A 20,654-nucleotide genomic window follows, 5' to 3' on the forward strand; every position below is an offset into this window, starting at 1 on the left:
GCGATTTTTATTGGGGGCGGCAACTCTCCCGTCGCGGACTCTTTGGCGGTCCGGCGTTTTTTAAAGTATTCGCTATCTTTTATTTCAGTAAGGTGGCTTTGTTATTCGGCTGCGGCGGCGTGCCGTTTCGTCCGGTCCTCTTCCCAGTCCACGCACCATTGGGAACAGTAGATCTCCTCGCCCTTCATGACGGCTTCCGGCCGCTTGGCCTCATAGATCAGGACGCCGCAGTTGTGGCACTTGATGTAGCTCTCGACGTAAAGCTTGTTGGGAGCGAACTTCATGGGATCTCCTCTTCGCTGGGGTCGATGGGGTGAACGCCGGGGTCGGCGGATCGCTTGCGACGCGTCTTCGAGGCGGCGGCCTCGGCCCGCTCCAACTCCTCGTAGAAGGCGCGGGCGTGGCGCCATGTCTGTTCGATATGCGCGGTCAGAGCCGCTACCACCTTTTCAGGATCGCCGCCCATGATCGCCTCGGCAATCGGCACATGGGCGCTGGCGCCGTCGATCAGGCTCTCCGCGAACAGATCGACGCTGGCCATCAGCATCTGCATCTCGGTGTCGATCGCCTCGTGCGCCCGCAGCGTCTGGCGATTGCGCGATCGCTCGCACAGGCGGCGGTGCAGCAGGACATCCAGATGACGCACCGCGCCGACATCGCCCGCCTTCGCCGCCTCGATCATGTGATCGACGATGGCGGTGAACTCGGCCCGCGCCGCAGGATCCATCATCGGCATCGCCTGACGGATGGCGAAGGTTTCCACACAGATCCGGAAGGAGAAGACGTCGTCGACATCCTTGGCGGTGAAGCTGCGCATGAAGGCGCCGCGCCGCGGCTCCGACACCAGGAATCCCCGCTGCAGCAGGCCCGAGATGGCTTCCCGGATGGGATTGCGGCTGATCCCGAACCGCCGCGCCAACTCCGCCTCGTTAATCCGGTCGCCCGGCTTCAACCGCCCGGAAGTCAACTCCCCAAGCAGAAAATCTCGGACATGATCTGAAATCTTCGAAATATCGATGGAGAACTGCGAAGACGCCGGACGGTCCAGGTTCCCGGATTCCACCGACGCGTCGCTGGAAGCCGGACCTCGCGAAAGTGGTGGGAAGTCGATCTTGGGAAGGGCCGTACTCACGTTCCGAACCGCCTCAATCTGTGGACTGTGGACAGTTTCACCTTTAAGCAAAGGAGCGTCAATCGCCAAAATGACGTTTCCCAGCGCATGACTACATTATGGGCGATCTGATTTCCGATTATGCGAAACCGGTCTGGCACCGTACTTCGGCAGGACCGGCAGCGACAAGCCGACGCCGATCGAAACCAGTGCGCCAGCGAAGACGTGCTGCAAGGGCAGGGAGAGCGAACCGAAGTTCTCCACGATGCTCCGGATCGAGACTTCCAGCAGATTTCAGACCTAGACCGGCCATAGGTGCCACCGGCGCGGAACGTCAATCCACAGCGAATGAAACATTTATTTCGGTTGGTTCGTTGATCCGCTCTCAACCGTAGGTCGGGTGCCGCTTCGCTTTACCCGACCTACGGCAATGAACACGGCAATGACGATGTTGGTACGCGCATCGGAAAACGCCTGAGACGTCACGCTATTATTACTTCGGCTTGAACGGGAAAGCATTCGTGAAATAGACGCCGGTCTGGTGCGGGTCGCTTGGATTGTAGAACACCTTCATCCGGTTGGTCAGGACGCAATCGGTCGAATTGATGATCGACGCGTAGCCGAGTCCATGCTCAACGATGAACGGATCGTCCGGCACACCCACCAGATCATACTGGCCGTTATTGCCCTCATAGGCTTCGCACGCCGCCGACCTGACCAAGCTCTTGATCAGCGGCTTGAGCGCATCGCCGTCATCTAGACAGTATCGGCTATCGAAGATCGACTTCTGAGTTGCCTCGCAAGCATCCATAGGGGCCTGGGTGAAACTGCAATGCCCTTCGACGATGTGGTTCGTGTCGGTCGCCTCATCGATTTGTTCATCCGTGATGCCGATCTCGTCACACTTCAACGCGTGCGATTCCACTGGCAACATCACCGCCGCCATCAATGACGCGCGAATTAACCAGAGAGTTGTCGATTTCATGATTGCTCTATCCATATCCGAGTATTGGTCGTCAATCGAATACAGTTACGATAAACGCTATTATGCATTAAGGCATGCTATTTTTTACTGAATGTTCCATGAATACATGGGAATGCATATAGCTTCCATAAGCCGTGGGCTTTTGCGCAGTGTTGATCTCGTGGCGGTTAACAGGGGGATGGATCGCGGAGAGTGTGAAGCTGACCGCCCCCTCACCCCGGCCGGCGCACCGCCCTCACGAGCCCGCTGCGGCCGCCGCCGCAGAAGAACCGACCCGCGCCATCGGACTCGAGCCCGGAGACGCCTGTTCCCGGCGGCATTTCCAGCCGCTCCAAGACCTCGCCGCTCTCGGGATCGATGAGGTTCAGGCTGCTTTCCTCGTCTTCCCAGGTGCCGTGCCAGAGCGCGCCGTCGACCCAGGTGACGCCGGTCACGAAGCGATCGGAGCCGATCGTGCGGAGGATCGCTCCGGTTCCGGGGTCGACCTGATGGATCTTCCGCTCCCGGTACTGACCGACCCAAAGCGTTCCCTCCGCCCAGGCGAGGCCTGAGTCGCCACCGCTGGCGCCGCCGGGTGCCGGGATGGTGCCCAGCACTTGGCCGGTCTCCGGGTCGATCTTCTGGATGATACCCTCCGCGATCTGGAACAGGTGCCGGCCGTCGAAGGCCGTTCCCGCCGTGGCGGCGGCCTCGATCGAGCGCACCGGCTTTCCGTCGCCAGGATCGAAGGCGGTTAGTTTGTCGCCGGACGCCAGCCAGACGTTCCGGCCATCGAATGTGACCCCGTTGACCTGGTCCACGCCAGGGAAGGGGCCGTGCTCCCGAAGGATTTCAGCGGATGATGTTTTCATGCCAAAACCCTAATCGAGCGACAGGGGCGCGGGGAGTAACAATGTCGTCGTGAATGCCGGGACCGGTGGGGTGATCCAACGGCGCGCCCGCCCGTGGCCGAACGACCCGACCTTGCCCGCCGCCTTGAGCTGGTCGAGCGCCCGCTGCACGGTGCGCTGGCTGGTGCCGAGCGCCAGGGCGAGGGCCGAACTCGACCACGCCTCACCATCGGCGAGGAACGCCAGCACCGCCGCGTGGCGCTCCTCGATTGGCCGCGCCAGCACGACCACATCCCGCGCGCCGCACGGTGCCAGCGCGTAGCCCCGCTTGGTCGCGCTGATGGTCGCGACGGTTCGCAGCACGCCGCGAAGCCGGCCGATCTCGACACGCAATCGGGCGCGGTGCGATTCATCGGCGAACTTGGCGCCGAACGCGCGGACGAGCAGGGTGTCCCTCGGCACGTCACCCGGCCACGCCTCGGCCAGCGCGCGGGCGAGGGCGAAGAGGACAGGGCGGCTCGCCAACGGGACAACCACATGGGGCGCGCGCACGGCATGGCGGCAGGCGTCCACCACCAGCGCGTCCGACGCCTGCAACGCCTCGACCTCGGCCAGCAGGAGAAGACGCTCCCCACCGTCCGCGATCAGGCGCGCCGCGGGCGTGTCCAGCGCGCGGCGAGCGTTTTCAACCTCCGCCGTCAAGGCTGGGATGCCGGCATGACGCGCCGCGTGGCCGGCCAACGTCAGCGCCGCCCGCGCCTCCGCCGTCCGCAATCGCCGCATCGCGATCCCCGCCACGACCAGTTCGTGAGCGGTGCGGGATGCCGGCGGGAATGGGGACGGGTCGACGGCGGACAAAGCGCGCTCGGCCTCGTCCAGACGTCCGATCAGCAGGAGGCGCCTGACCTCGATGTGGCGGGCGAGTGCCGCGTTCAGGCAATCGCCATGTTCCTCCAGTACCGCCCGCGCCGCGTCGAGCGTCTTCGCCGGCCAGCCCAGGTCGCGCGAGACCAGGGCTATCTCCGCCTCGGCGACGACGCAGCGGGCGCGGGCCAGCGCCTCTCCCGGACCGAAGGCCCGCGCCGCGCGCCGCACCAGCGACCGGGCGCGGACGAGATCGCCGAGTTGCGCCATCGCGATGCCCCGGAGCGCCAGGGCCGGCGCGTCGTCCCTCAGGGCGACCCTGTTCAGCGCGCCCAGGGGATCGCCCGCCGCCAGGGCACGCGCCGCCGCCGTGATCAGCGGGTCCATCGCAATCCCGTCACACTTGTAACTCCCGCCGTTCGGTGCCCGGTGCCTACCCTATCACCCGAACACCAACCAGTCCGCCGGATCGGCGTAACGCCGCGCGGCTGATCACACGAGGGGGGAAAGGGACGATGACGGAACACATCACCGGGACACGCGAGGATTGGCAAACGGCGCGCCTCGACCTGCTCGCGGCGGAGAAGGACCTGACGCGGCAGAGCGACGACTTGGCGCGGCGGCGGCGCGAGCTGCCCTGGGTCCCGATCGACAAGGAGTACCGCTTCGACACCGACGAGGGTGGCGCCTCGCTTGCCGACCTGTTCCAGGGGCGTTCGCAACTGCTGGTCTATCACTTCATGTTCGGGCCGGAGTACAAGGCGGGCTGTCCATCGTGTTCGATGATCGCGGACGGCTTCAACGGCTTCGCGGTCCACTTGGCCAACCATGACGTGATGCTCTGGGCAGTGTCGCGGGCGCCGCTGGCGAAGCTGCGGGAATACAAGCGGCGCATGGGCTGGACCTTCCCGTGGGCATCCTCGATCGCCAGCGACTTCAATTCCGACTTCAACGTCTGGTTCAGCGAGGAACAGCAGCGCGGCGACGGCATCGACTACAATTACCGCCGCGAGCCGGCGGTCGCGTGGCGCGAAGGAGGAGAAGGCGGTGGCGCCGCGGCGGAGGGAACCATCGCCGCCCAGTGCGGGACCGACACCGCGACGTTCCAGCGCGACAGGCCGGGCATGAGCGCCTTCGCGCTCAAGGATGGCGTCGTCCATCACACCTATTCTACCTACGCGCGCGGCTTGGACAGCCTGTGGGGCGTCTATCAGTGGCTCGACCGCGCGCCTCGGGGACGAGATGAGACCGGCGTCTGGTGGCGCCGCCACGACGAATACGGTCGATGACGGAAGTCGGCCTGCGGGAGGGCCGTATCCACCGGGGTATCGGCCCTCCCGTCATATGACTTTCATGCGATTTCCGATATACCGATTGAATACGAACATGGGAATAGCTACTTTGAGGTCTGGTTGGCACTCGCCGGCCGAGAGCGCCAACCAGCCTTCTGGCGGGCGTTCCGGCTGGCGGTGGGCCAGACCAGGGTTACACAGGGAGTCTCCATGTCGTTCCGTCCATTGCATGACCGCGTTCTGATCCGCCGTATCGAGCAGGAATCCAAGACCAAGGGCGGGATCATCATTCCCGACACGGCCAAGGAAAAGCCGCAGGAGGGCGAGGTCGTCGCCGTCGGCCCCGGTACGCGCGACGAACAGGGCCGGCTCCATGCCCCGGATGTCAAGGCCGGTGACCGCGTCATGTTCGGCAAGTGGTCCGGCAGCGAGATCAAGATCGACGGCGCCGAGTTCCTGGTGATGAAAGAATCGGACATCATCGGCGTGCTCGAGACCAGCCTCGCCTGATTTCATCTTTCATTTTTTAAAGGATTTCGACCATGGCCGCCAAAGAAGTCAAGTTCTCCACCGACGCGCGTGACAAGCTGCTGCGCGGCGTCGATCTTCTCGCCGACGCCGTCAAGGTGACGCTGGGTCCCAAGGGCCGCAACGTCGTCATCGACAAGTCGTTCGGCGCTCCCCGGATCACCAAGGACGGCGTCACCGTCGCCAAGGAGATCGAGCTGACCGACAGGTTCGAGAACCTGGGCGCCCAGCTGGTCCGCGAGGTCGCCACCAAGACCAACGATCTCGCCGGCGACGGCACCACCACCGCCACGGTCCTGGCCCAGGCCATCGTCCGCGAGGGTGCCAAGGCGGTGGCCGCCGGCCTCAATCCGCTGGATCTCAAGCGCGGCATCGACCGGGCGGTCCTGGCCGTGATCGCCGACGTCAAGGCGCGGTCGAAGGAGATCTCGACCAATGACGAGGTGGCGCAGGTCGGCACCGTGTCCGCCAACGGCGACGCCGAGATCGGCGACATCCTGGCCCGCGCGGTCGCCAAGGTCGGCAAGGACGGAGTCATCACGGTCGAGGAGGCCAAGAGCCTCGAGACCGAACTGGACATCGTCGAGGGCATGCAGTTCGACCGCGGCTATCTCTCGGCCTACTTCGTGACCAACGCCGAGAAGATGCAGGTCGAGCTTGAGAACCCCTATATCCTGCTGCACGAGAAGAAGCTTTCCGGGCTTCAGCCGCTGCTGCCGGTGCTCGAGGCGGTCGTCCAAAGCGGGCGTCCGCTGCTGATCATCGCCGAGGACATCGAGGGCGAGGCGCTGGCGACCTTGGTCGTCAACAAGCTGCGCGGCGGCCTGAAGGTCGCGGCCGTCAAGGCGCCAGGCTTCGGCGAGCGCCGCAAGGCAATCTTCGAGGATCTCGCCATCCTGACCAACGGCCAGGTGCTGTTCGAGGACCTGGGCATGAAGCTCGAGGATGTCACGCTCGACACCTTGGGCAGCGCCCGCAAGGTCGTGATCACCAAGGAGCACACCACTATCATCGACGGCGCCGGTGACAAGGACGCCATCGCCTCCCGCGTGACCCGCCTGAGGGCGCAGATCGAGGAGTCCGACAGCACCTACGAGACCGAGAAGCTGCAGGAGCGGCTGGCCAAGCTGTCCGGCGGCGTCGCGGTGATCCGCGTCGGTGGCGGCAGCGAGATCGAGGTCAAGGAACGCAAGGATCGCGTAGACGACGCGATGCACGCGACCCGCGCCGCGATCCAGGAAGGCATCGTCGCCGGCGGCGGCGTGACGCTGCTCTACGCCACCCGCGCCATCGACGCCGTGGTCCCGGCCAATGCCGACGAGCGTGTCGGCATCGACATCGTCCGCAAGGCGCTGGTGGCCCCGGCCCGGCAGATCGCCGACAACTCCGGCGCCGATGGCGCCGTGATCGTCGGCAAGCTACTGGAGTCGACCGACACCAACTATGGCTACGACGCCCAGAAGGGCGAGTTCACCGACCTGATGAAGGCCGGCATCATCGACCCGACCAAGGTCGTCCGCATCGCCCTGCAGGACGCGGCCTCGATCGCCGGCCTGCTGATCACGACCGAGGCGATCGTCGTCGAGAAGCGCGACAAGAAGGCCCCCGCTCCCCAGGGCGGCGGCGACTACGACTACTGATAACCGGTTCGAATAGAACGGAAAGTCCGGCGGGCCGGGCGGGAGCGAAAGCCCCCGCCCGGCCTGTTCGCGTCAGGACCAGCCCAGCCCGGAATCGGAATAATGCCGCGGTGCGGTAAGTGGGGGATGGTGCGGCGGATTGACGCCAGTTAGACTCGGCCTGTCGCGACGCGAGGCAGCAGGGGGAGAAGTCGATCATGCGGGTTATCAATCAGACCGACGAGGTGCCTGAGAAGGACATTCCGCTCCGTGACGACATCCGCCTGCTGGGGCGTATCCTCGGCGACACGATCCGCGAGCAGGAGGGCGAGGATGTCTATGGGCTGGTCGAGAGCGTCCGCCAGACGTCGATCCGCTTCCACCGCGACCAGGACGAGGCGGCGCGAGACGAGTTGCAAAGCTTGCTGAACGGCATGTCGCCTCGCCAGACGACGCGGATCATCCGGGCGTTCAGCTATTTCTCGCACCTGTCCAACATCGCCGAGGACCAGCATCACATCCGGCGCAACCGTGCCCATGAGTTGGCGGGATCGGCGCCGCGCGCCGGCTCGATGGCCCACGCCCTTCTCCGCGCCGAGGAGGCCGGGATCGACGCCGACCGGCTCGATGCCTTCTTCGCCGAGGCGCTGATCTGCCCGGTGCTGACCGCGCATCCCACCGAGGTCCGCCGCAAGAGCTCGCTCAACCGGGAAATGGACATCGCCCAGCTGCTGGCCGAGCGGGAACGGGTCCAGATGACGCCGGAGGAGGAGGAGGCCTGCGCCGAAGCCCTGCGCCGCGCGGTGCTGACGCTGTGGCAGACCAGCCTGCTGCGCTGGACCAAGCGGACGGTGATCGACGAGGTCCAGAACGGCATCTCGTTTTACGACCACACCTTCCTCCGCGAGCTGCCGCGGCTCTACGCGCTGCTGGAGGACCGGCTGGCGCTGCTCGACCCCGACGAGGCGCGGGGCGAGGTGCCGCCGTTCCTCCGCATGGGCAGCTGGATGGGTGGCGACCGCGACGGCAACCCGTTCGTCACCGCCGACATCGTCAGCGAGACGCTGCGGCTGCAAAGCACGCAGGCGCTGAAGTTCTACTTGGAGGAGTTGCACGCGCTGGGCGGCGAGCTTTCGCTCAACCGGCGGAACGTCAGGCTGTCCGACGCGCTGGGGGAACTGGCGGAACGCTCGCCCGACCGGTCGATCAACCGGCAGGATGAACCCTATCGCCGCGCCATCACCGGCATCTATGCGCGCTTGGCCGCGACCGCGCGGGGGCTGGGGCAGGCCGAGGCGCTGCGCCACGCCGTCGGCGACGCCCCACCCTACGCCAGCGCCGCCGAGTTCAAGGCGGAACTGGACATCATCCATGATTCGCTGACGGCCAACGGCTCCGCCGTGCTGGCGCGCGGCCGGTTGCGGCAGCTGCGCTACGCCGTCGCGGTGTTCGGCTTCCATTTGGCGAGCCTGGATCTGCGCCAGAACTCCGATGTCCACGAACGGATGGTCGGCGAGTTGCTGGAGGCGGCCATTCCGGGAACCGGTTACGGTGGGCTGGACGAGGAAGGCCGGATAGCCCTGCTGCTGGAGGACCTGAAGACCGCCCGGCCGCTGGGCTCCGCCTTCATCGGCTATTCCGACGAGACGACGGGCGAGCTGGCGATCATGCGGACCGCCGCCGAGGCGCACCGGAAATACGGCGCCACCTCCATGCCCAACTGCATCATCTCCAAGGCCGACGGCGTGTCGGACATCCTGGAGGTGGCGGTGCTGCTGAAGGAGGTCGGGCTGCTGCGGCCGCTCGACGGCGGGCTGGACGTCAACATCATACCGCTGTTCGAGACGATCGGCGACCTCAGGAACTCGGTCGGAATCATGGACCGGCTGCTGGCGCTGCCGCTCTACAAGCGTCTGCTGGAAAGCCGGGGCATGGTCCAGGAGGTCATGCTGGGCTATTCGGACAGCAACAAGGACGGCGGTTTCGTCACCTCCGGATGGGAGCTGTACAAGGCGGAGATCGGGCTGGTTGAGGTCTTCCGCAAGCACGGCGTCAAGCTGAGGCTGTTCCATGGCCGGGGCGGTTCGGTCGGCCGGGGTGGCGGCCCCAGCTATCAGGCGATCCTGGCGCAGCCGGGCGGGGCGGTTCAGGGGCAGATCCGCATCACCGAACAGGGCGAGACGATCTCCGGCAAATACTCCAACGCGGAGGTCGGGCGGCGCAATCTGGAGACGCTGGCCGCCGCGACCCTGGAGGCGACGCTGCTCCAGCCGGACATCGCGGCACCCCGGCGCGACTATCTGACCGCGATGGAGGAATTGTCGGGCCACGCCTTCAAGGCCTATCGCGATCTGGTCTACGAGACCAAGGGCTTCGAGGACTATTTCTGGGAGTCGACGGTGATCACCGAGATCGCCAGCCTCAACATCGGCAGCCGGCCGTCGTCGCGCAAGAAGACGCGCAGCATCGAGGACTTGCGGGCGATCCCCTGGGTGTTCAGTTGGGCGCAATGCCGGCTGATGCTGCCGGGCTGGTACGGCTTCGGTTCGGCGGTCCAAGCTTGGCTGGCGGAGCACCCAGACAGTGGAAGTGAGAGCGAGCCGAACGGCGGCATGGCGATGCTGCGGGCCATGCATCGGGAGTGGCCATTCTTCCAGACGCTGCTGTCCAACATGGACATGGTGCTGGCCAAGAGCAACATCGCCATCGCGTCGCGCTACGCCGGTCTGGTCACCGATCCCCACCTGCGGCGTGGCGTGTTCGACCGCATCAAGGGGGAATGGCAGGGCTCGATCGACGCGCTGCTGGCGATCACCGGGCAGGACAGCCTGCTTGAGGGCAATCCGCTGCTGGCCCGGTCGATCCGCAACCGCTTCCCCTATCTCGACCCGCTGAACCACGTGCAGGTCGAGCTGCTGCGGCGCCATCGGGCCGACAGCGACGAGGAATACGTGCTGCGTGGCATCCAGCTGACGATCAACGGGATCGCCGCCGGGTTGCGCAACAGCGGTTGATAGTTCCGCCTTGGTTTTCATCGTAGGTCGGCTATAGCGCAGCGGCAGCCGACAAGCAGGCGCGTCGGGAGTGATGTCGGCTGCCGCTGCGCTATAGCCGACCTACGAGGTACGAACCGAGACGGGGCTTGGTCTTGCTCAGGTGTAGCGGATCAGCAGGACGAGGCGGGCGGAGGAGATCGGCTGCATCGCCCGGTGGAACGCGTTGGGGTCCTCGGCGAAGCCGTCGCCGGGCTCCCCAGTGGCGATCACCACTTGGCCGGGGCCGTAATAGCTCATCAGCTCCGCTTCGCTGATGCTGGTGCTGGGACGGAACAGCATCGACATCTTCTTGCGGCGGTGCGAGCCCAGGATGGTGGCGTGGGAGCCGTCCAGGTCGTCGTTGCCCTTCTTGATGTAGAAGAACAGCGAGACCGAGCTCTTGCCGATCACGTCATAGTGCCAGCGGCTCGCCAAGTCGATGTTGCGGTGTTCCTCCGTCGGCAGGTTTGTCGGGAACGACCAGCGCAGCGAGACCTCGATCGCCTTCGGGTTGAAGCCCAGCACCCGCTTGCCCAGCAGCAGCAGCTTGGGGTCGTGGGTGATCGTCCTGACCGCCGCGCACTGGTCGAGATCGACGGTCTCGGCGACGGCGACCGGCTCGCCAGTCGGCAGCCTGCCGCCGATTAGTGTTTCCAACGGGAAACCCTGCTTGGCGCCCCATGGTTTGACCGGCTTGGACGTGCCGAACGCGGCGAGTTCATCGCGCAGGTTTTCGGGGAGCTTGAGGCCGAGCGCCAGCCCGTCCACCTTGATCCGCTCCGCCGTCTTGTCCACGTCCAGCGACGTGAAGACGGAAGTATCCTGACCCTTGGGATCAAGATGATCCTGATCGGACGCCGCGATCTGGTGGAGCGTGGACATGAATCCTTGAATGCGCCTGATCGATTCGAAACGTCCAAGCGTTCGCTGGAGACGTTTTTCTTTGAGAACGGCATTGAGCCTGGAGGGTTTCACTTTTGCGCCCCGGGTTAATAGTGGTTTCGAACGAAAGTATGTGAAAGGTTCCCCGTCGAGAAGTGGAGCGTAGGCGCTAACTCATATAATTTTAGCCAAAAGCCGTATGGTTGACGCAGCAACCGGCGGCCGTGGCTCCCAGATGCCGCCTCACCTTGCGGTAGGCGTCGACGGTGTCATGGGCGTAGGCATCGGATTCGAGCGAGCGCAGCAGGTCTCCGGCCGTCCTGCCGGCCCTGACCACGCTGTCGGCCGGCATGTCGACCAGCAGGTTCGCCTCGGCGGCGTCGGTCAGCCAGCGCTGTTCGTCCTGCGCCGCCTCGGCGGACAGGGCCGCCGCCTCCTCGGCGCAGGCTTGGGCGATCTTGGCTTGGAGATCGGCGGGCAGGGTGGCGATGGCCGGTGACTTGACCAGCAACTCCGTCGCCATGCCGGGCGAGAACGTGCCGAACCGGACATAGCCGAGCCCGGCTTCGCCTAATCGGCGGACCGGACCGGCCAGCAGGGGAGGGACCTCCGCCGCCACCGCCTCGCCGTTGACCACGGCTCCCAGGCCCGCCGCCGGCGTCCTCGTGATCGTGTCGAAGCCCAATCGTTCCCATAGGGCGGAGGAGCCAGGGCTGCACGCGACGCGTCCCGAGCCGGGCCACCCCTTGCCCCGGATCGCCATGCCGCCGGCCGCGACCTCGCCGGTGAACCAGACATTCAGGCCGGCCCGCGCGGCCAAGCGTTCACGTTGGTCCAATCCAGGGGCGGTCGCGCGCCAGACGCGGATCTCCGGCGCGGTCATCCCGAAGGTCTGCATGCCGAACAGCGACCAGACCGGCGGCGCTCCCGGCCACAGATGCGCCGCCGCGTGCCAAGCGTCGACCGGGATGTCCCCGATGTCGGCCAGGGCCGGCAGGCTGCCGGTGCCGATGTCGACCAAGTCGACAGCGACGGCTCCTCCCGTCAGCCACTGGATCCGCTGCGCCAGGCGGCGGGTGGAAAGACCCAGCAGGTTGCCGTAGAGCGGCCATCCGGCACCGAGGCGGAGACGGACAGGCGTGGCCTCAGCCCCGGCGTCCCCGATCGAGAGCGAGGACGAGGCGATCGGCGCCAGACAGGCCATGGCTCCGATGCCAGCGCCCAGCTTGAACAGGGTACGGCGGTCGACCCTGCTCATCACGGCGCGCTCACGACGGCGACCCCCGCCAGTCGCGCAGGCCCGCGATCTGGCCACGCGCCGTCGCCAGCAGCTTCGGTGTGGCGTGATCGTCGCCGCTGATCAGCAGGCGCGCCCATTGGGCCACGCCCGGATAGTCCCTGGTCCCGACCAGCAGGGCCCAGGCGGCGAAGGCGGCGCGCCGGGCGGGCGAGAAGTGGCCCATGACGCTGATCGCATAGTTATAGGCGGCGTCGGACTTGGCGACCGGGTGGAAATAGGTCTTGCCGCGGCGATCGGCGTCATGCCGGACGCCGGGGAAATGATCGACCGCGATCTTCGGGTCATAGATCATCCGCCAGCCCGCGCGGCGCAGGCGCAGGCAGAAATCGATCTCGTTGTTGACCTGGGCGCCCTTGCCCCGCAAGCGCTGGTTCAGCCGCATGCCCTCGATCGCGGCGCGGCGGAAGCTCCAGTTGACGCCCTTGAGGATATCGACCTCGCGGGCGTCGCCCACGCCGATATGGTGGTTGCCGATCACCCGGCCGGTCCATTCCAGCTTGCCGACCACGGGTTCGGCGCCATCCTCCAGCACATCCCCGGCGAATACCCGGTCGCGGCCGCCGACGGCGCCGGCGCGTGGGTTGGTCCGGAAGGCGTGCTCGATCCGCTCGACCCAGTCGGCGTGGGGGGCCGCGTCGTCGTCCGTCACGGCGACGACATCGCCGTCGGCGTGGTCCAAGCCGGTGTTGATCGCGGCGATTTGGCCGGTGATCGCCACTGTCGCGATCCGAAGCGGAAGGCGGCCGGCGAACCGTTCCGCCACCATCCGCGATTCGGGGTCCTCGTCGCGCACGACCACGACGACGCGGCAGGGCGCCAGCGTCTGGGCGGCCAAGGCGCCGAGGCAGCGATCCAGATCCTGATGGCGCTTGAAGGTTGGGATGATCACCGACACCGCCAGACGTTCGGCATGGGACGTGGCGTCGGACTTGGCGTCGAAGGGGGCGACGAACATCGGGTTCGCGGACATGGCGCTCCTTGCGGTGCGAAGGGATTGCTGGATGGCGGGATGCCCACTCATCGGGGCTGAACTTCGGGCTGCGACCGCGACGCGGCGGCCCAGTGGCGTTCGGCGGCGATCGAGAAGCCGATGAAGCTCCAGAACATCGTGCCGATGAAGCCGGTGAGCATGTTGGTGAAGATCATCTGGACCAGGATCGACAAGGCGACCGATTCCGCGACCGTGACGAAGCCGTCGCCCTTGCTCCACCGACGCTTGAAGGTGCCGCGCACCAGCATCGCCACGCCGGACAGATAGAGGATGCCGCCCAGCCAGCCGAGCACGAAGGGCACTTCCAGCAGGCCGCTGTCGACCACGCCATGCTCGCCCATCTTGCCGTTGTTGGAGATTTTGGTCGCCACACCGGTGGCGCCGATGCCTTGGCCGATCGGGTTGGACAGGGCGTCCTCGATGAAGGTCTGGAAGAAGTGGACGCGGTCCTTGTAGCTCTGGTCGTCCTTCGCCTCGTCGCCGAACATGGACTCGATCCGGGTCGTCACGGTCTTGTTGATCGCCTCGACCGACAGCAGCGGCAGCGCCGTGACCAGGGTCAGCAGGACGGCGGCGATCAGCTTGGCGCGTTTTGACATGTCCATCTTGGCGATCATGATCAGCAGGCCCGCCGCGAAGCCCACCCAGGCGGCGCGGACAAGCGACAGCAGCAGGGCCACGACCGCCGGCATTCCCGCGAGGAACGGCAACCTGCCCTTGGCGCCCAGCACGATCAGCAGGGCCACCGCCAACATGTTGGCGTAGGGACCGGGCGAGTTGAGCGTGCCGAAGATCCGGACCTCCATCGGAGCCGGCCTGCCGATTGAATCCATCTGGACCACCTGCATCCAGAAGGCGTCCCAGGGTGCCAGGAAGAAGAACTGATGGATGCCATAGATGCCCAGTACGGCGGCCCCCATCAGGAAGGTCCGCTCCGTCGCGATCTTGAGCTTGTCGTAGCTGCGCCAGCTGAACGCGATGTGGATGCCCATGATCACCGGCAGAAACCAGTTGAGCGCGTCGAACGTGGCCGGGCTGAAACCGGCGTTCATCATGCCGACCGGATAGGCCATCGCCAACGCCACGATGATCGGCACGAACGGGAACATGTCGCGCTGGCTCAGCCGGGGCAGGAAGCGGATGACGGTGACGATCATCAGCAGGCTGACGACATAGGGCGCCAGCATGATCGGGCTGAACTCGGTCCAGCCGGATTTGAAGTCGACCACCCGGCGCACGAACGGCGTCAGGAACCACAGCCACCAGAGATGGACGAGATAGGCCGCTGGAAAACGGACGAACAGCACCACGCCGACCACGAAGGCCAGCGGCGTGTAGAAGAAACGCGTCCCGCTGGTCAGCCCGGCGGCGCAGGACAGCAGCACGATGGCCCAGAATCCGCCAACGAAGAACAGGCTCACGGGAACCGTGAACCTCATCTTCTGGCTTATCTGGGCTTGGGGAGGAACCATGCCGTACGCAGTCATTCACCGCTTCCCGATTGTTCGCAGGCCGCGCCCATCGTCCAAATGAACGACGGCGCGAGACTCTGTTATCACAGGCGGGCAACGTTGAAGGGGGAGGAAAGAAGGTTAGTCCGAAGAAGAAACGGAAGAGAAAGCCGGTGGCGACTTCGGGATCATACAACAGGGTGGAGTGTGAACTTAACCGTTCCGGTGATATCAAGTTAACCAGCCGAGGGCGACGCCTGGCGGCAAATAATCGGCTATCCTTTGGTATTCCCCTTCGCATCCGGGGCCGCTCCGAAGGGCGGCGCGTGGCTTCGAGGAATGATCCTCCAATGAGGATATCAGGCATTTTATGAAACTGCCATAGCTTCCCTCGGCAACAGTTTCTTCTGTTTCCGAGCGTTCCGAAGCCTCAGTTCCGACTCCGGGTGAAATTCTCCATGACCTTGCCGCATCCCGCCATCGACGCGCCCCCTGGCCGTCCGTCGCTGTCGCTGGTTTCGCCCGCGCGCGTCACCTCCCTTCAGATCGGCATCGGCTGGTTTCCCGAAACGCCGGGCGGGCTCGACTGCGTCTATTACAATCTGGCCAAGCAGCTGCCGGGCCAGGGCGTCGATGTCGTCGGGCTGGTCGCCGGCTCAGATCAGGTCGCCCGCGACAGCGGCGGCCACGTCACCAGCTTCGGCCGCCATGACGACGACTGGAAGTCGCGGATGCGGGCGATCCGGGCCAATGCCGGCGCCGCCCTCAAGTCCGGCGGCGTCGACCTGATCGCCAGCCACTTCGGACTCTACAGCCTGCCGATCTACGACCACCTCCGCAAGACGCCCTTCGTGATGCATTTCCACGGTCCCTGGGCCTTCGAATGCGCCGCCGAGGGCGGTGGGTTCATGGCGTCGCGGAGCCGCTGGCTGATCGAGAAGGCGGTCTACCGCGCCGCCGACCGCTTCATCGTGCTGTCCGACGCCTTCGCGCAGGTGCTGGTCAAGCAGTACGGCGTCCCGCGCGACCGGATCGAGATCGTGCCGGGCGGCGTCGCCGACAGCTTCTTCAACGAGCACGCCGGTCCCGCCGAGGCGCGCCAGCTCCTGAATCTGCCGGCCGACCGGCCGATCCTGCTGACCGTCCGCCGCCTGTGCCGCCGCATGGGGCTGGAGGACCTGATCGACGCGATCGGCGATCTCAAGGAGGCGGTGCCCGACGTGCTGCTGCTGATCGGCGGCAAGGGCCCGATCGAGGCCGACCTGAAGCGCCGGATCGAGGAGCGCGGGCTGGAGCGTCATGTCCGCATGCTGGGCTTCATTCCCGACGCCGACCTGCCGCTGTACTACCGCGCCGCCGACCTGTCGGTCGTGCCGTCGGTGACGCTGGAGGGGTTCGGCCTGGTCGCGGCGGAATCGCTGGCCGCCGGCTGCCCGGCCATGGTGACGCCGGTCGGCGGTCTGCCGTCGGTGGTCAAGGACCTGTCGCCCGGCCTCGTGTTCGACGAGGGCGGACCCGCCGGCCTTGCCGATGGCTTGGCCGCCGTGCTGCTGGGCGTCATCAAGGTGCCCGACCGCGTCCTGTGCCGTCACTTCGCGCTGGATCGCTACAAGTGGTCGCTGGTGGCCGAGCGCACCGCGCGGGTCTACCGCAAGGTGCTGGGAGGCCTGACATGAACGCCGGACACGGCGCCTGGATGCTCGACGGACGGGACGCCATCTACGGCATGGTCGCGGGGGTGTCCAACGCGATCCCGGTCAGCGTGCTGCGCGGCACCGGCGCCGTCTCGGTCGCGGACAAGGGCGCCATCGGCGATGGCGAGAGCCATCCGTTGTCGCAGGTGTTCCCGACGCTCGACATGGCGCGGAAGATGTATCCGTTCGCCGAGAGCCTGAGGATGGAGATCGACGAGGCGGCGATCCGCCTCGCGATTTTCGAGGCCGAGGCGTCCCAGCCGAAGAAGGCGGTCCACCTGCCTGGCGGCCGCCGCTACCGCGTCGCGGGCACCTTGACGCTCGACCAGGTGTCGATGTTCTCCGACGCGATCGGCACGACGATCCAATGCGCGGAATTGGGGCCGGGCAAGCCGTGCATCCAGCTGACCGGCCAGTCCAATCAGATGAACGTGCGGCCCTACCTGCGCGACATCTCGATCGAGGGTCCGAGCCGGCCGGCCAAGGTCGGCCAGAGCCCGGCGGATTGCGACGGGATCAGGATCGGCAGGCAGGGAACCAAGACGGCGCCCCAGTTGGAGCGCGTCTTCATCAAGGGTTTTCGGAACGGCATCGTCATCGACCAGGATGACGGCCACATCATGATGTTCAGCGTCGCCGCGACCGACAACTACTATGGCCTGCATCTGGCGCGGACCAACGGCGACACGAAGATGGTGAACTGCCAGTTCGGCGGCAACCGCTTCGCCGGCATCGGCTGCCGGCCCGACGCCGGCCTGGGCGGCGGCTTCACCTGCTACCAGACCACCTTCGGCTTCCAGCCCTACGGCATCTACCAGGAGCCGGGCAGGGGGGTGAACAACCTGCTGACCGACTGCATCATCCATGGCCGGTTCGAGGCCCTGGGCAACGGCGCCATCGTGTCCGAGGCGACGATCGGCGGCGAGAACCCGATGGTCTCCGGCATCCGGATCGTCAGCGCCGGGTTCAACTGGGACGACTCGTTCCGGATCGGGTCGAAACCTCGCGACTATTGCCTGAAGTTCCCGTTCGTCCAGGGCATCAACACGATCGAGATGGACAACTTCCCCTTCATGCCGGGCGACAAGGGGCTGATCCACACCGGCGACGGCCAGGGCCGGTTCCGGCTGATCTTCAGCGGACGGGCGAAGCCGGACCCCGACTGGCGGATGGTGGTCGGTAACGACTACACCGAGGGCCTGACCCGCGTCAGTGTCCGCGACACCGTCAACACGGTCGAGCTGGACGTGCCGGCGGGCGCCCGCTCGGGCTCGGTCCGGGTCCAGACCAATCACTACGCGGCCTCGACGCGCGGTATCAATCCGCAGGCGACGCCCATGGGCGATCCCGGAAGCTCGTGGTGGATCGCCACCGCCGAGCGCGGCGATCTCACCGAATTGACCGTCAAACTGTCGGCGCCGGCTCCGTCCGGAGGCGTGCGGTTCCGCATCCTGGTCACCGACAAGGACTGATGCCATGACCACGAAACCCACCGACACCTGGCCCCTGAACATCGGCCCCCTGAACATCGGGATGGTCAGCTTCGCCTTCCATCGCGCCAACGGCCAGGGGTTGGTCAACTGCGAGATCGCCGAGGCGGCGCTGGCGCGCGGGCATCGCGTCACCGTGTTCTGCGAGGAGATCGATCCGGTCCTCGCGGCCCGGCCCGGCGTCGAGGTGGTCAAGCTGAGCGCGTCGAAGCTGCCGACCCAATTGCTGCGCGACCAAGCCATGGCGCTCCAGGCGACGCTGGCGGTGGCTAAGCGGCGTCGCGATCTGGACGTGGTCGCGACCAACGGGTTCTGCATGTGGGGCGCCAGCGACGTCAATGCCGTGCATTTCCTTCACCGCACCTGGGCCCGCTCGCCCAACCATCCGTGGCGGCTGCGGCGCGGGCCGGACAGCGCCTATCGTTGGCTCTACAGCATGGCGAACTGCCTGTTCGAGCGGCACGCGTTCAACCGTTCCCGTCATATTGTCGCGGTGTCCGATCCGCTGCGCGACGAGGTGATCGGGATGGGGCTCAAACCCGACGGGGTCACCACCGTCCACAACGGCGTCGATCTCTCCCGCTTTCGTCCCGGCCCGGCGGAGCGGGCGCGCTTCGGGCTCCCGGAAGGAGTCACGACAGGCATCTTCGTCGGCGACATCCAGACCAGCCGCAAGAACCTGGACAGCGTGCTGAAGGCGCTGGTCAAGACGCCGGACGTCCATCTCGCGGTGGTCGGCACGGCGGAAGGCAGTGTCTTTCCAGCCATGGCCGAACGTCTCGGGCTGAAGGACCGCTGCCACTTCCTGGGCTTCATGAAGCCCGACGACGTCGCCGCCGCGTTCCGCTCCGCCGACTTCTTCATCTTCCCATCGCGCTACGAGACCAGCGGGCTGGTCCTGCTGGAGGCGGCGGCAACCGGCTTGCCGGTGGTCACGGCCAGCTCGGTCGGCGCCGCCGGCATCTTCGCGCCCGACGCGGCGTTGATCGCGGCCGATCCGGAGGATGTCGACTACTTCGCCGACGCCATGGCCCGCCTGCGCGACGATGCCGCTTTCGCGGACAGATTGGGCCGCGCCGCGCAAGCCGTTGCGGAGCGCCAGACCTGGGCCAACGCCACCAAGCGGTACCTCGACCTTTTCGAGCAACACGCCCGGCGGCTTTCCGCACGGCGCGTCCAGGCTAAGGATGCCGTCCCCGAAGGCGCCTGATGGATCCGGCGGGGTATCCTCCGGCGCGGCCTCAATCCGAGGTTTAGAAGCTTTGGGGAGTAATACAGATCCTGGACTGCCGCGATCATCAGGATTTTGGTAAAAAAACTTATAACGTATTTGTCACGAGGCGCGCTGAGCCAGATGGAAGCTTCCATACTCTTCGTCGACCATGCCTCCGATGTGGGTGGGGCCGAACTGTCGTTGCTCGACACAGCCCTGCACTGGAAGGCGCCGCTCAACGTCGCCTTGATGCAGCCGGGACCGTTCCGCGATCTCCTACGCGACAGCGGCGTTCCGGCGACCTTGGTCGAGGCTGGCGAGGCCGTGCTCGGCGTCCGGCGCGGCGGCGGCTGGGACCAGGGCCTACGCGCCATGGCCGGCATCCCCCAGCTGGCGTGGCAACTCGCCAAGCTCGCCAAGCCCCACGATGTCGTCTACGCCAACACGCAGAAGGCCCTGATCGTCGGCGGCCCGGCCGCTTGGCTGGCCGGACGGCCGCTGGTCTGGCACCTGCACGACATCCTGTCAGACGAACACTTCTCCAAGATGAACCGGATGCTGCCGGTGGCCGTCGCCAATCGGTTCTGCGCCCGGGTCATCGCCAACTCGACCGCGACCGCCGAGGCCTTCGTCCGCGAGGGCGGCAATCCCGATCTGGTCGGGGTGGTGCCCAACGGCTTCTCCCGCGAGCCGTTCGAGCGGGATGGCGCCGACGAGATCGAGGCGCTGCGCCGCCAACTTGGTTTGGAAGGCAAGAAGCTGGCTGGCATGTTCGGCCGCCTGGCTCCCTGGAAGGGGCAGCACGTCTTCATCCGGGCGGTCGCCGCCGTGCCCGACCTGCACGCCGTGATCGTCGGTGGCGCCCTGTTCGGCGAGCAGGTCTACGAGGAGGAGCTGAAGCTCCTGTGCGCCGAGCTTGGCGTGCGGGACCGGGTCCACTTCCTGGGCTTCCGCCGCGACATTCCGCGCCTGATGCGCATGATGACCCTGATCGTCCACGCCTCGACCGCCGCCGAGCCCTTCGGTAGGGTGCTGGTCGAGGCGATGCTGGCGCGGTCGCCGCTGATCGCGTCCCGCGCCGGCGGCGCCCTAGAGATCGTCGAGGACGGCGTCACTGGCCGCCTCGTCACCCCCGGCGACGCCGGGGAACTGCGCGACGCCATGGCCAAGATCCTGGCGGCTCCCCTATCGGCGGCTTTCATGGCGGACAACGCCTGGAACGCCGCCGTCGAAAGGTTCTCGACCGAGGTGATGATCGACGGCATCCGCCGCGAGATCGCCTTGGCACTGCCCGCCGCGCGCCGGAAGGCCGCGTCGGTCGCACAGCCATTTCCGGCTGACTTCAACACCACCAAACTTTGATTGAGGC

17 protein-coding genes are annotated in these 20,654 nt (G+C 66.2%); 8 read left to right on the top strand and 9 right to left on the bottom strand.

The genetic code is table 11. The annotated features are described in order from the left end of the window. Positions 1–101: 101 nt before the first annotated feature. From N825_RS25250 to N825_RS25270, 5 genes are all read right to left on the bottom strand, one after another. Positions 102–284: a hypothetical protein gene (locus tag N825_RS25250; RefSeq protein ID WP_037458245.1), complete on the bottom strand. Its 183-nt coding sequence runs from the start codon at positions 282–284 to the stop codon at positions 102–104. Next, on the bottom strand, positions 281–1,201 hold the full coding sequence (locus N825_RS36915; protein ID WP_084165059.1) for a GntR family transcriptional regulator: 921 nt from the start codon (positions 1,199–1,201) through the stop codon (positions 281–283). Before N825_RS36915 ends, N825_RS25250 begins: the two co-directional genes overlap by 4 nt. A 403-nt stretch (positions 1,202–1,604) precedes the next feature. Further along, the gene (locus N825_RS25260) at positions 1,605–2,096 is read right to left on the bottom strand and encodes a hypothetical protein (RefSeq protein WP_157619531.1); all 492 of its coding nucleotides are present in this window, start codon (positions 2,094–2,096) and stop codon (positions 1,605–1,607) included. A gap of 212 nt (positions 2,097–2,308) precedes the next feature. Next, positions 2,309–2,947 (bottom strand): NHL repeat-containing protein, encoded by a 639-nt coding sequence (locus tag N825_RS25265; RefSeq protein ID WP_037458247.1) that lies wholly within the window; start codon positions 2,945–2,947, stop codon positions 2,309–2,311. A 9-nt stretch (positions 2,948–2,956) separates the two neighbouring features. Further along, positions 2,957–4,177, bottom strand: a complete 1,221-nt coding sequence (locus N825_RS25270; protein ID WP_037458249.1) for an HTH domain-containing protein — start codon at positions 4,175–4,177, stop codon at positions 2,957–2,959. A 128-nt stretch (positions 4,178–4,305) separates the two neighbouring features. Here N825_RS25270 and N825_RS25275 point away from each other — a divergent pair, with 128 nt between their 5' ends. The 4 genes from N825_RS25275 to ppc all read left to right on the top strand — a co-directional run bounded on the left by N825_RS25275 (position 4,306) and on the right by ppc (position 10,243). Then, positions 4,306–5,079: a DUF899 domain-containing protein gene (locus tag N825_RS25275; protein WP_037458251.1), complete on the top strand. Its 774-nt coding sequence runs from the start codon at positions 4,306–4,308 to the stop codon at positions 5,077–5,079. Between the two features lie 213 nt (positions 5,080–5,292). Then, positions 5,293–5,592: a co-chaperone GroES gene (locus tag N825_RS25280; RefSeq protein ID WP_037458252.1), complete on the top strand. Its 300-nt coding sequence runs from the start codon at positions 5,293–5,295 to the stop codon at positions 5,590–5,592. A 32-nt stretch (positions 5,593–5,624) separates the two neighbouring features. Continuing rightward, on the top strand, positions 5,625–7,250 hold the full coding sequence (groL, locus tag N825_RS25285) for a chaperonin GroEL (RefSeq protein ID WP_037458254.1): 1,626 nt from the start codon (positions 5,625–5,627) through the stop codon (positions 7,248–7,250). Between the two features lie 197 nt (positions 7,251–7,447). Beyond that, a complete protein-coding gene (gene ppc, locus N825_RS25290) occupies positions 7,448–10,243 on the top strand; it encodes a phosphoenolpyruvate carboxylase (RefSeq protein WP_037458255.1) in 2,796 nt (931 codons plus the stop codon). 138 nt (positions 10,244–10,381) lie between these two features. Here the strand turns inward: ppc and N825_RS25295 are convergent, their stop codons facing one another. From N825_RS25295 to N825_RS25310, 4 genes are all read right to left on the bottom strand, one after another. After that, complete coding sequence (locus tag N825_RS25295; protein ID WP_037458256.1) at positions 10,382–11,146, bottom strand: hypothetical protein; 765 nt, start codon at positions 11,144–11,146, stop codon at positions 10,382–10,384. Positions 11,147–11,330: 184 nt separating this feature from the next. Further along, positions 11,331–12,404: a type 2 periplasmic-binding domain-containing protein gene (locus N825_RS25300; protein ID WP_037458257.1), complete on the bottom strand. Its 1,074-nt coding sequence runs from the start codon at positions 12,402–12,404 to the stop codon at positions 11,331–11,333. Between the two features lie 10 nt (positions 12,405–12,414). Next, positions 12,415–13,416, bottom strand: a complete 1,002-nt coding sequence (locus tag N825_RS25305; protein WP_198038893.1) for a glycosyltransferase family 2 protein — start codon at positions 13,414–13,416, stop codon at positions 12,415–12,417. A gap of 47 nt (positions 13,417–13,463) precedes the next feature. Next, positions 13,464–14,924: an O-antigen ligase family protein gene (locus tag N825_RS25310; RefSeq protein WP_157619532.1), complete on the bottom strand. Its 1,461-nt coding sequence runs from the start codon at positions 14,922–14,924 to the stop codon at positions 13,464–13,466. A gap of 422 nt (positions 14,925–15,346) precedes the next feature. Here N825_RS25310 and N825_RS25315 point away from each other — a divergent pair, with 422 nt between their 5' ends. The 4 genes from N825_RS25315 to N825_RS25330 all read left to right on the top strand — a co-directional run bounded on the left by N825_RS25315 (position 15,347) and on the right by N825_RS25330 (position 20,647). Further along, positions 15,347–16,564: a glycosyltransferase family 4 protein gene (locus N825_RS25315; RefSeq protein WP_051513040.1), complete on the top strand. Its 1,218-nt coding sequence runs from the start codon at positions 15,347–15,349 to the stop codon at positions 16,562–16,564. Next, complete coding sequence (locus N825_RS25320; protein WP_157619533.1) at positions 16,561–18,054, top strand: hypothetical protein; 1,494 nt, start codon at positions 16,561–16,563, stop codon at positions 18,052–18,054. The genes N825_RS25315 and N825_RS25320 overlap by 4 nt, the downstream gene beginning before the upstream one ends. Positions 18,055–18,058: 4 nt before the next feature. Then, entirely contained in the window at positions 18,059–19,282 is a 1,224-nt protein-coding gene (locus tag N825_RS25325) for a glycosyltransferase family 4 protein (protein ID WP_051513042.1), read from the top strand. 144 nt (positions 19,283–19,426) lie between these two features. Next, a complete protein-coding gene (locus N825_RS25330) occupies positions 19,427–20,647 on the top strand; it encodes a glycosyltransferase family 4 protein (RefSeq protein ID WP_037458261.1) in 1,221 nt (406 codons plus the stop codon). Positions 20,648–20,654 lie beyond the last annotated feature (7 nt).

This window comes from Skermanella stibiiresistens SB22, assembly GCF_000576635.1.
GTDB lineage: Bacteria > Pseudomonadota > Alphaproteobacteria > Azospirillales > Azospirillaceae > Skermanella > Skermanella stibiiresistens.

Bases quoted from the DNA above. Each gene is read 5' to 3' on its own strand.
- N825_RS25250 (WP_037458245.1), bottom strand. From the start codon at position 284: ATGAAGTTCGCTCCCAACAAGCTTTACGTCGAGAGCTACATCAAGTGC.
- N825_RS25330 (WP_037458261.1), top strand. From the start codon at position 19,427: ATGGAAGCTTCCATACTCTTCGTCGACCATGCCTCCGATGTGGGTGGG.
- groL (WP_037458254.1), top strand. From the start codon at position 5,625: ATGGCCGCCAAAGAAGTCAAGTTCTCCACCGACGCGCGTGACAAGCTG.
- N825_RS25310 (WP_157619532.1), bottom strand. From the start codon at position 14,924: ATGACTGCGTACGGCATGGTTCCTCCCCAAGCCCAGATAAGCCAGAAG.
- N825_RS25280 (WP_037458252.1), top strand. From the start codon at position 5,293: ATGTCGTTCCGTCCATTGCATGACCGCGTTCTGATCCGCCGTATCGAG.
- N825_RS25270 (WP_037458249.1), bottom strand. From the start codon at position 4,177: ATGGACCCGCTGATCACGGCGGCGGCGCGTGCCCTGGCGGCGGGCGAT.
- N825_RS25295 (WP_037458256.1), bottom strand. From the start codon at position 11,146: ATGTCCACGCTCCACCAGATCGCGGCGTCCGATCAGGATCATCTTGAT.
- N825_RS25320 (WP_157619533.1), top strand. From the start codon at position 16,561: ATGAACGCCGGACACGGCGCCTGGATGCTCGACGGACGGGACGCCATC.
- N825_RS25265 (WP_037458247.1), bottom strand. From the start codon at position 2,947: ATGAAAACATCATCCGCTGAAATCCTTCGGGAGCACGGCCCCTTCCCT.
- N825_RS25305 (WP_198038893.1), bottom strand. From the start codon at position 13,416: ATGTCCGCGAACCCGATGTTCGTCGCCCCCTTCGACGCCAAGTCCGAC.
- ppc (WP_037458255.1), top strand. From the start codon at position 7,448: ATGCGGGTTATCAATCAGACCGACGAGGTGCCTGAGAAGGACATTCCG.
- N825_RS25325 (WP_051513042.1), top strand. From the start codon at position 18,059: ATGACCACGAAACCCACCGACACCTGGCCCCTGAACATCGGCCCCCTG.
- N825_RS25260 (WP_157619531.1), bottom strand. From the start codon at position 2,096: ATGAAATCGACAACTCTCTGGTTAATTCGCGCGTCATTGATGGCGGCG.
- N825_RS25275 (WP_037458251.1), top strand. From the start codon at position 4,306: ATGACGGAACACATCACCGGGACACGCGAGGATTGGCAAACGGCGCGC.
- N825_RS25315 (WP_051513040.1), top strand. From the start codon at position 15,347: ATGACCTTGCCGCATCCCGCCATCGACGCGCCCCCTGGCCGTCCGTCG.
- N825_RS25300 (WP_037458257.1), bottom strand. From the start codon at position 12,404: ATGAGCAGGGTCGACCGCCGTACCCTGTTCAAGCTGGGCGCTGGCATC.